The organism is Streptomyces sp. NPDC001450 (assembly GCF_053597295.1).
The window spans coordinates 73,982-83,903 of sequence record NZ_JBSFHY010000047.1 but is presented as its reverse complement, the minus strand read 5'-3'; the positions used below and the strand labels follow the sequence as shown (position 1 = coordinate 83,903).

The window sequence follows — 9,922 nt, the reverse complement described above, 5'->3', positions numbered from 1 at the left end:
CCTTCGGCGATCGGCCTGCGGCCGACCCTTGACACGGCTCGCTCCAGCACGGGGAAGAAGCGAGCGGGCGGCCCGGGGAAACTGGGCGGCTTGGCCCTGTTGACCCCTGGGGTGGGCTGCGTTCGTGCCGTTGACCGAGGGGGCGCGGGCGCGCTGTGGCGGCACGCCGGGTGGAAACAGCGGGTGCAGGCCCGTGGCTGCCGGCGGCCCGTACGCCGGGTGGGTGCGGCGACCGCCCCGTTCGTCACAAGCGCCCCGCCCGCCCCACGTAGACGGTGGGTGGAAGATTTGCGCCAGAAGGTCTGGGAAAGGCACGGGTCAGAAGCTTGACTGTGTTTCCGCGGTGGAACAGATCTGCCACTCGTTGCCCAGGCTCTCAAAAAGATGCGTCGAGGATGCTGTTCGCCGAGACGGTCACCGGAATGGAATGTTGAGCCAAGGACTGCCGGGGTCGGACATCAGGATCCGGTGGGCCTCCACCATGTCCTGATACCAGTCCCCGAACTCCTCGTCATCGAAGTGGAGACAGCGGCCGAGGATGTAGCCGGCGGAGAAGTCCTGCCAGGACTTGTAGGACAGGGAGGCCGCTCGCCCCGCCTTGATGACGGCGGACTCGGCCTCTGCGAGTGTGCCGAACCGGGCACCCAGCCCCCACCGGGCCATTTTCGAGGCGCGACCGAGATCCCAGGCGTCGAGGGACGACACGTACTGGTTCTCGTCGAGCACACCGTCGGCACGCATCCGGGCCTCGTAGCGGGTGATACGCCCGATGAGCCGCTGCACACCCTCGACGCGGGCCTCGACCTCGGACTCCGGTCGGGGATCGGTTGTGGTGACGCCATCTTCGGACACCACGATCGAACCCTCGGACTTCGCGCGGATGACGTTGGCGGCGGCCTGCCGCCAGTACCCCAGGTCGACGTGCCCGCCGAAATCCCGGGCGATGGTCCGGCGCAGATCGAGGGCGAAATCCCAGACCGAGCTGTGCTGCTCGCAGGCGAGGAGGTCGCGGAGGTAGTCCTGCCACTCCTCGCGGGTGGTGATGCCCCACCATTCGCGAAGCCGCTTGCGCTCGTTCAGATACCCGGTGCCGTGCCAGGCCATGGCGTTCCAGACGGAGTCGTTGCTGACGCACAGGAGCGCGCCGCAGGCGAGGCCGTGGGCGACGGATCCGTGAAGCGGGCCGCCGACCCGGAGCGTGAGCAGCCTGCGGGGGACTCTCAGGGGGCCATTGGTCCGGTAGTGCTGAGCCCAGGCGTTGGAGTGCGGTGGCGCCGCCGGGAGGAACGCCTCACAGGGACTGCCCTGATTGACCACGATCCACGGCGGACGCCCCGGCTTCCATGCCTCGGCGAACCATCCGAGGCGGCTGCGGTGGAACACCCGATGCGGTTCAGGGGCGGGCAGCATGCCTACCGTGTACACAGCCCAGATGGCGCCGCCGGCACGTGGGTCGTGCCCGAAGACCGAGTATGTCGTGTCCGGGTTGGTGTCTGCCTTGTCCCGCTGTATCTCGAAATACAGTGGTTCCAGCGCGAGGGTATCGAAGTAGGCGGCCCAGTCCTCACGCGACTTGGCCTCGGACAAGGCCTGCTCGATCTCCGTCGGCGGCGTCCAGGCAGACGGTGCTGGGGTTCCGAAGCCTGCCGGCGGCGGACCAAACGACATGAAGCTCTCTGCCTCTCAGACGATCAGGAGTCAGCGGCAAGGTAGACACGGGTGTGAACCAAGCGCATCGATGAAGCGCGAAAATTGATACCGGAGTCGTCACGCCCCAGAGAAACTGAAATCACACCCCCGGGTGTGACCGTAATGTCGACCTCCCGGGCCTCTGTATCAGTCCACTTGCCGACTCGAAAATCCATTACTCCGGAAAACAGCAGATAAAACTCGAAGCGATTATAGGGCTTTTCGTGCCATTCTGGAGCAGGGTGTGACGGAAGGCGCCCTGTGTCGAACCCGAGAGTTACGGAGTCATCTCGTTCGTCTACGTGAACATAGAATAGTTCACATTCATCGAGGGATGGCGGACTGTCCGCGTAGAGCTCGCCCAGGAAATACGGGTCCGCAAGGAATCTCTGCCATTCAGATGCGCTCAAAGTAGCTCTTCTCCCAGACCTCTGGCAGGGAATTGTACCGACGGGAGTCGATTCGACCTGCGAATGAACGTGAACCTTGGTCCGAGCCGTCAGCATCGACCCTGAAGGCACTGACATGGCCGATCGCCACTGAGTCGCTGCAGTCGAATGCGAGATTCATTCCGTCGCCGTTGATATCAATATGAAGGCTTCTTTCCTCTGTTCGAGGAGTTGCCTTCAGGCAGCCAAAAGCTGGCGGCTCCCATGAGTGGATGGCCAGATTCCGGACCGCCAGGAATCTCAGATGACACTGGACTGTATCAAAGCCCGAAATCACCCAGTCCTGTGGTGCCGGATCAGGAAACCGCGGGAGATCGGCGCGGATGATCAATGTAGGCCCACGCCAATTCAAGTTGAGTGATCGAAACCTTATGCACCCCTCCAGCTTAGGCATGTGCCCATAAGCGACGCGCAGCACATCCGGGTTTACGATAAATTCATCAACGGTCATAATAGTAGTGCTCCTCGGCCCCGGGGACTTGCCCATTACGAGTGTCCTCGTACGGGCGCACATGGACATGGGGTGGTTGGTAGCCTGCCTCACCAGGCTTCTGATGACCGAACCAGTGGTCCTGGAACACTATAAGGTCATGCCCATTGGGGTGCTCGTACACTTCCTCCGTGTAGTAGATGGGCTGATTATCCTCGGTCATGAGTTGCTTGGACCCCATCCATTCCGGCCCCGTGGCCGGCACCCATTCGTTCACCTCTAGAGGCTCGGCGCCCTCCGGAATCCCAGCGTCGCGCAGCGCTTTCGCCTTCTGCTCCTCGAAAGTCCGGCCGACTTTTTTGGGGCACTCATCCGGCGCCAGCCCGAGAGGGTCACTCCCGGTGTGCGGGTTGACGACGTACGTGGCGGGGTTGGGTGCGGGCGAGAGTCCGAGGGGGTCGGGTGTGAGATAGCGAGCCGTTTCCGGGTCATAGTGACGGAAACAGTTGTAGTGGAGGCCGGTTTCCGGGTCGTAGTACTGCCCAGGAAATCGTAGAGGCGTGTAGGTTGCGCTACTCGCTGCCCAGGTGGTCGTACCCCACAGCGTGCTGCGGGTTCGCCAGGCGATGTCGCCGCGTTCATCGATGAGTTCGCTGGGGGTGCCCACGAGGTCGGTGACGATGGCAAAGAAGCGGGAGTCGATCGCGTCCTGCGGTGCCTCGGCTGTGGTGATGCGTTCCGTTTGAGCCAGGGGGCGCAGGCCCCGGTAATCCCAAGTCAGGGTGACCGGATTCGGGAGGTCAGCAGACACTGAGGTCTGTTCGCAGAGGGTCCTACCCTCCCAGGTGAAGTCAACCCGCTCCACGACCGTCTGGGCATCTGGCGCAAGACGGAACTTCGCTGTCCGGCGGCCCAGGGGGTCGTACGTGTAGCGCCAGCGAACGCCGTCCGGGGTCGTAACCGACGTCAGCCGATTCTCGATGTCCCATTCGTAGCGCCATGTGTCGGGCTTGCGGGACAGGCGGGTCTTTTGTCGGAGTGTGACGCGGCCGAGAGCGTCGTGTTCGTAGCGGACGTTGCCCGCTCGGGTGATGCGGGTGCCAATGTAGGTACGGGGGCCCACCGCCTCCTGGCCAGGATGGTCGGCCGGCCAAGTCGCCTGCGTCTGGTTGCCCGCCTCGTCGTACGCGTACCGCTCTGTCCAGCCGACCGCGTGGACCGCCGTCACACGGCCGACTGCGTCCAGGTCGAAGCGGCGGGAGCCGGTGAGCTGGTCGTCGATGCCGATCAGGTTGCCGTCGGCGCGATAGGTGTAAGTCCGGTGCTGGACCGCGCGGCCCTCGGCGCCGGTGACCGACTGGGTGGTCAGACGGCCCAAGGCGTCGAAGGCGTGCTCCAGCACGATCGTCTCGCCGATGTGGCGCGAGAGTTCGCGGCCGACCTCGTCGTAGGTGAAGTCGATGGCGCGGCCCGAGGCCACCATGCCGGTGCGGCGCCCGGCTGCGTCGTAGGACCAGGTTGTCGTGGCCCCGGTGGGGGTCGTGCGGCCTGTGCGGCGCCCCAGCGCGTCGTACGTGTAGCTCAGTGTGCGGCCGTCGACCGTTTCCGAGTGCAGGCGGCCATAGCGATCACGTAGCAGCGTAAGCGTCGTACCGTCCGGGCCGGTCGCCTGAGCGAGCTGGTCCGTGAGGTCGTAGGCATAGGTCGTGATCTGGCTGGCCGCGTCCTTGCGGGTCACCTGGCCCAGTTCGTTCCGTTCGAAGGACACGACCTCGCCGAGAACGTTTCCGCGCGAGGTGAGGCGGCCTGCCGCATCATGCGTATAGGTGAGGGTGCGGTCGTCGAAGTCCGTTTCCGTCGCCAGGCGTCCCGCCGCGTCGTACTCGTACGTCCACTTCAGCCCCTGCGGGTTGGTGACCTTCGTCAGACGCAGTTCGCTGTCGTGGTCGAACTCGTAGCGGACTCCGTCCGGGCCGGTGCGTGCCGTCAGCAGGTCGAAGTGGGTGTACTCGAAGCGGGAGACGCCGCCGACGGGGTCTGTGTGGCTGGTGCAGTTGCCCTCGCCGTCGTACGTCCAGGATTCGGTCGTGCCGTCCGGTGCAGTACGGCGAGACAGACGGCCCTCGACCGTCCACTCCAGGCGCGTCGTGGCTCCAATGGGATCCGTAATCGCCGTCGGACGGCCGAAGGCGTCCCGCTCGTAACGGGTGGTCGCGCCCAGCGGGTTCGTCACCTCAAGGGGAAGCCCCGAGCGGTCACAGAACACGGTCGTCGTATGGCCGAGGGGGTCGGCCACGGAGGACAGGTGGCCCGCCTCCGTGTACGTGAAGTGAGTGGTCTGGCCCGCCCGGTCCGTCACCGACGTGCGGTTCCCGCGCTCGTCGTACGTCTGGCGTACGAACGTGCCGTCCGGGTTGACCACCTTCACCGGCAGGCCGAGGTCGTTGTACTCCGCTTTCGCCTCGCGGCCGTCGGGTCGGACGACTGACGTCAGGTTGCCCTCGTCGTCGTAGCGGAACGTCGTCATGTGGCCCAGTGGGTCCGTCTGCGAGAGCAGACGGTTATAGCGGTCGCGGCTGTATCGGGTCGTCGCGCCGAGCGGGTCCGTCTCGGCCACCACCTGCCAGGCGTCATTGACCATGTAGCGCCAGCTGTGGCCCTCGCCGGTAGTGGCGGTTGTGGTGCGGAGGCCGGTCGTCGGGTCGGGGTCCTCGTAGGACAGGTGCATGGACATGTGGCCTGCGGGGCCGCCTTGAGCTGTGCACCGGTCCTTGTCGTCGTACTCGTAGGCGTAGCTGCGGTCGTTCGTGTCCGTCCACGAGGTGATCCGGCCGGCTTCGTCGTAGGCGAAGCGGAAGGGCAGGCCGCAGGAGTTGATGACCTCGGTGAGGTTGCCGTCCGTGTAGCCGTAGCGCTTCAGCTCCTCGCCGGTGGCAGCCAGGTGGAAGGCCGTGATTCGGCCGGAATCCGTTGTGATGCGGATGCCTTGGCCGCTGCTGGAGACCACCGCCAGCGGGGTGCCCTCCGCGTCGTACTCGAACGTGATCCAGTTGCCGTTGCGGTCGTCTATCTGTTCCAGCACCGCCAGGCTTTCGCCGCGGTCGGCGAAGTGCCACGTACAAAGGGTCTGCGGGTCCATGACCGTATAGCCGCCGTCCACCCGGTCCAGGGGCCAGCGCGGGCCGTGGCTGGGGAGGGTGGGCAGGCCGGGGGCCGGGTGCGGGTACGCCAGGAGCAGGCCGTCCTCCGTGACGAAGACGACTCCCTCGGTGTCGATCTCCAGGCGCTGGTCCAAGGTGGAGGACCAGGACGGGCCGAACCAGCGGCCCAGTCGGTAGCCGGACTCCACGCGCCGCTTCAGGACCAGAGGGAGCGCCCCGGGGAGGAGGGCGTCCGTCTGCGCCAGAAACATCTTGCCGGTGGCCACGTCGACCGGGTCGCCGCAGTCTTTCCTGTCCTTGTCCTGGCGCGAGGGCTCCTCCGGGTCTTCGCTCACCTCGTCCCGGGCAGTGGTCTCACCTGCTTTCTCATCCCCCGCCGCCCCGCGTTCCCCGGCCGCCGCTTCCTCGGCCCCTTCTGCCCCCTTGGCCCCGTCTTCCGCAACCCGGACGCCATCCGCAGCCACCCCTTCGGCCCCCGCCTCCGGGATCATGAACTGGGCAGCGAATTCGCCACCGACACCGCCCGGGTCCTCGAGGAAGGACTTCCAGAGGCCGTCGGCGGTCTGGGTGGGGTGGGTGACCATATGGACGGCACCGCCCAGCAGTTCCACCTTGGCCTGGAGCGCCTCGTAGGGATGCGTGATCGCGTACGGATCGAGCGGGTTCGCGTTGCGGGCCAGGTTGTTCAGGTCGCCGAGTCCGCGCATGAAACCGCCGAAGAAGCGCATGTCCTCGGTCTTGGCGGCATCCAGGACATCCGCGCCGTCGAGCTTGAGCTGGTTCACGGCCGACGGCTCGTGTGGGGCGTGCTGCAGCGCGGCTTTGACGCGGTCGGCGGCCTCCCCAGCGAGGTGGTCGCGCTGACGTCGGGCAGCGGCCAGGATCTGCTCGGCCGCGTGCTTGGCCTCGTCGCCCGGGTCCTGCTCCGAGGGCCTGGGCCCGGGGTCCTTGTCGCCCGCATCGACGGCGTCGTTGTACGTCTGCACCTTCTGCTGGTGGGCTTTCGAGGCGGCCTTGCCCTCGCGGTACTTCGCCACCGCCTCCCGCGCCTGGGCCTGCGCCCACTCCACCGTGTGCGCGAAGTTCTCCAGCGCCGATGCCGCCTCACCACAGGCTTCCGCAGCCCGCTGCCACTTGACCTGGTGCGAGGCGAACTTCTCGCGGAAGGTTTCGGCCGCCTCGCCCTTGAACTCCGACGAGTCGAGACTCTTCATACCGGTCGCGACAGCACCGAAGGACGTCGCGAAGTTCCGCAGATGCCCCGCCGTCTCGCGCAGCTTCCCCGGGTTGCCGTGGATCAGCTCCTTCGGGTCCTCGGTCTCGTCCAGCTGCTGCTCGTCCACGTGCGCGCCCAGCTTGGACGCGGTGGAGTCGCCCCAGTCGTCGACCTTGTCGGCCGCTCCGTGCGCACCGGCCCAGTCGAGCGCGTCACCCACGCCATGGGCGCCCTCGTCGATGACATGGCCCGTCGCCCGCTTGACGTGGTCGTAGCCGGACTTGAGCGACCCCAGGGCGCTGTTGAACTTCCCCGTGAGAGACATCAGTTGCCGTCACCCGTCCCGGTCACGTCCCGCACGATGGACGGCGTGATCGGGATCGGGCTGCCCGGCACGCCCTCGCTCGTCTCCACGTCCGTGAGCATGCCCTTCCCGGTCTTCTTCACGGAGTTGACCAGGTTGTCGCGGTCCTTGGCGCCGTAACCCGTCGTCGCCGCGGCATGGTTGATCTGGTCCAGGCTCTCCTTCTCCACCTTGTCGTTGGAGGCGAACGGATCCCCGACCACGGAGTTGTAGGCCACCTTCAGCGAGCCCTTCACGTACTCGTCCGTCTGGTGGAAGGTGCCGGCCGCCAGGCCCATCCCCTCGGCCAGCGCGTTGCCCTCCTGCATCAGATCGCGCACCCCCCACTGCCAGCGCTCGCAGAAGGTGTGCAGCATCGCGCCCAGGTGGTCGTCACCGACGTCCATGCCGTCCATCTCCAGGCCGGTGAAACCACGCCCCGCGCCCGCCCAGCCCTTCATCCCACCCAGCGAATCCATCTCGCTCAGCGCCTTGTTGATGCCCTCGGCGATCGACTTCAGCCCCTGCACCTGCAGGTCCGGCTGTCCGCCTCCACTCGGCGTCGTCATTACCGTTCCTCCCCCGTGTCCGGCCCGTCCAGAGCGACCGCTTCCGGCACGATCCCGACGACTGGTGGCAGCACCAGCCCCCGCTCGCCGTCGCCGGCGTCCACCAACACCCCGCACGGCAACCCGGTCGTCTCGGTCACCGCCGGTACCCCTGCGTCCAGCACCGCGGCGCCCCACACCTCCCGGTACCGCCAGGCCCGGTCCTCCCCACGCGCCCTCGCATATCGCGCGAGCGCGGCCTCGTCGGTGAATGCGAGCAGCCACCGTGCCCCGTGCATCTCCACCGTCAGGGCCGCACCGTTCTCCCCGTACGGGACGAGAACGCGGCGACGTCGGAACTCCCCCAGGCGAGCGTGGAACCGGCGCCGGTGAGCCCTGAGCCGCATGGCCTGTTCCGCAGAGAGCGGCGCGTCTGTCCGGCCGGCCGACTGTGTGGCGCCGGATTCCTGGGCGGCCGTTGTCGGAGACTCGGTCGTCGTTGCGGCATCCACTGCGGACTGTTTCGCGGTGGCTAATGCGGCTGATTCCAGGTGCGTTTGATCCACAGAGAGCGCATCAGCAGAAGGCAGCGGCGCGCTACCGGCGTGCAGAACCGTCTGCTCCGCAATGTCCGTCAGCGCCGACCTGGGCGGATGCACCTCGGCCTCGCCCGTCGCCCCCGTGGATCCCGTCGACTCAGCGCTGGCCACAGCGCTTTCCCCCACTGAAAATATCTCGATACGTTCGGCTGATTTTCATTCCGCGAACGATCTTCAATACTCACACGCACGGGCTGACGCGAGCAACGTTCGCCGGACCAACAGTGGGTCAAAGGACCGTCAACTGAGGCTGTATCCGGGGCGATTCTGATCGCCGTCCCCCGCCCCCCCCGTCCGGCGGGTGCTGCTAGGGCAACCGCACCCGCCGGAACTCGATCGTCTCGTACGCCCCTGCCACCCCCGTCTCGTACAGGACCCCGACAGTGTCGTCGTCCAGTTGCACGAGGTCGGAGTAGGCGGCCCACCGGGAGGACAGCGTCAGCGCCTTGGTGAAGGTCCGGCCTGCGTCCGTGCTGGACCACAGGGCCATCGCCCGGCGGGCGGTCGGCACGGACGGGGCGGAGAACAGCAGCGGGGCCGTGCCGCCCCGGAGTTGCAGGACGCTGCCCTCGACCACGGGGACGTCGTTCAGCGTGCGCTGGACGGCGAAGGGTCGCTCGACGGTCTCGCCGCCGTCGTCGGAATAGGTGTCGAGACGGTTGCCGGGAGCGCTGCCGTGCTGGTCGCGCGCACTGAAGTACACCCGTCCGTCCGGGAGTTGGGCGGCACTGGACTCGTTGGTGTTGGTCAGGCCGTCGTAGGTGTCGTCCACGAAGCCCAGCTGCCAGGTACGGCCGCCGTCGTCGCTGTAGATCGCGTGGCCGCCGTCGTACCTGGGCCCCTGGCCGGTGTCCGGGGAGCGCGCGGGCGGGGCGGCGGAGTGGTTGGCGGGGACGAGGAGGCGGCCGGCGTGCGGGCCGTGGGTGAGCGCCAGCGCGTGGCCGGGGCCGGTGGCGTACCAGCGCCAGTCCGGCGGCTTCACCTCGGCCGTGATCTCCCTCGGAGACGTGAAGTGGCGGCCGTCGTCCCGGCTGCGCTGGACGAACACCCGGCGGCTCTGCTCGGGGGTGACCTCGTCGTGCATGATCTGGGCCTCCGTCACCGTCCCGCCGTTGTACGAGGTCACGAGGACGACCGCGCCGGAGCGCGGCTCGACCACGGGTGCCGGGTTGCCCCGGGTGTTCCCCTGCCCGGCGGTCACCACGGCCGTCGGGCCCCAGGTGCAGCCGCCGTCGGTGGAGCGGCGCAGGACGACGTCGATGTCGCCGCTGTCGGCGGTGCCCGTGTGCCGGCCCTCGGCGAAGGCCAGGACCGTGCCGCGCCGGGTGACGACGGTCGCGGGGATGCGGTACGTGTCGTAGCCGCCCCTCCCGCCCACGTACGGCACGGAGGAGACGCAGCCGTGTGTGGAGTGGGCCGGGTGGACGGCGGTGAGCGGGGTGAGGAACGCGGTGGCGACGAGAAAGGCGCGGCTCAGCGGGATCACG

7 protein-coding genes are annotated in these 9,922 nt (G+C 67.3%); all 7 read right to left on the bottom strand.

What is annotated here, in order from left to right; all coding sequences use genetic code 11:
- Positions 1–414: 414 nt before the first annotated feature.
- The 7 genes from ACWC5O_RS38030 to ACWC5O_RS38000 all read right to left on the bottom strand — a co-directional run bounded on the left by ACWC5O_RS38030 (position 415) and on the right by ACWC5O_RS38000 (position 9,921).
- Positions 415–1,668, bottom strand: coding sequence for a DUF1266 domain-containing protein (locus ACWC5O_RS38030; protein ID WP_450589815.1), 1,254 nt, complete (start codon positions 1,666–1,668; stop codon positions 415–417).
- A gap of 23 nt (positions 1,669–1,691) precedes the next feature.
- Positions 1,692–2,195 carry an Imm50 family immunity protein gene (locus ACWC5O_RS38025; RefSeq protein ID WP_450589888.1) on the bottom strand — a complete coding sequence of 168 codons (504 nt, stop codon included), beginning with the start codon at positions 2,193–2,195 and terminating at the stop codon, positions 1,692–1,694.
- Positions 2,086–2,589 (bottom strand): Imm50 family immunity protein, encoded by a 504-nt coding sequence (locus ACWC5O_RS38020; protein ID WP_450589814.1) that lies wholly within the window; start codon positions 2,587–2,589, stop codon positions 2,086–2,088. Before ACWC5O_RS38020 ends, ACWC5O_RS38025 begins: the two co-directional genes overlap by 110 nt.
- On the bottom strand, positions 2,579–7,270 hold the full coding sequence (locus ACWC5O_RS38015) for a putative T7SS-secreted protein (RefSeq protein WP_450589813.1): 4,692 nt from the start codon (positions 7,268–7,270) through the stop codon (positions 2,579–2,581). Before ACWC5O_RS38015 ends, ACWC5O_RS38020 begins: the two co-directional genes overlap by 11 nt.
- Positions 7,270–7,857, bottom strand: a complete 588-nt coding sequence (locus ACWC5O_RS38010; protein WP_450589812.1) for a hypothetical protein — start codon at positions 7,855–7,857, stop codon at positions 7,270–7,272. Before ACWC5O_RS38010 ends, ACWC5O_RS38015 begins: the two co-directional genes overlap by 1 nt.
- A complete protein-coding gene (locus tag ACWC5O_RS38005) occupies positions 7,857–8,243 on the bottom strand; it encodes an SseB family protein (RefSeq protein WP_450589811.1) in 387 nt (128 codons plus the stop codon). The genes ACWC5O_RS38010 and ACWC5O_RS38005 overlap by 1 nt, the downstream gene beginning before the upstream one ends.
- A 499-nt stretch (positions 8,244–8,742) precedes the next feature.
- The gene (locus tag ACWC5O_RS38000) at positions 8,743–9,921 is read right to left on the bottom strand and encodes a sialidase family protein (RefSeq protein ID WP_450589810.1); all 1,179 of its coding nucleotides are present in this window, start codon (positions 9,919–9,921) and stop codon (positions 8,743–8,745) included.
- Position 9,922 lies beyond the last annotated feature (1 nt).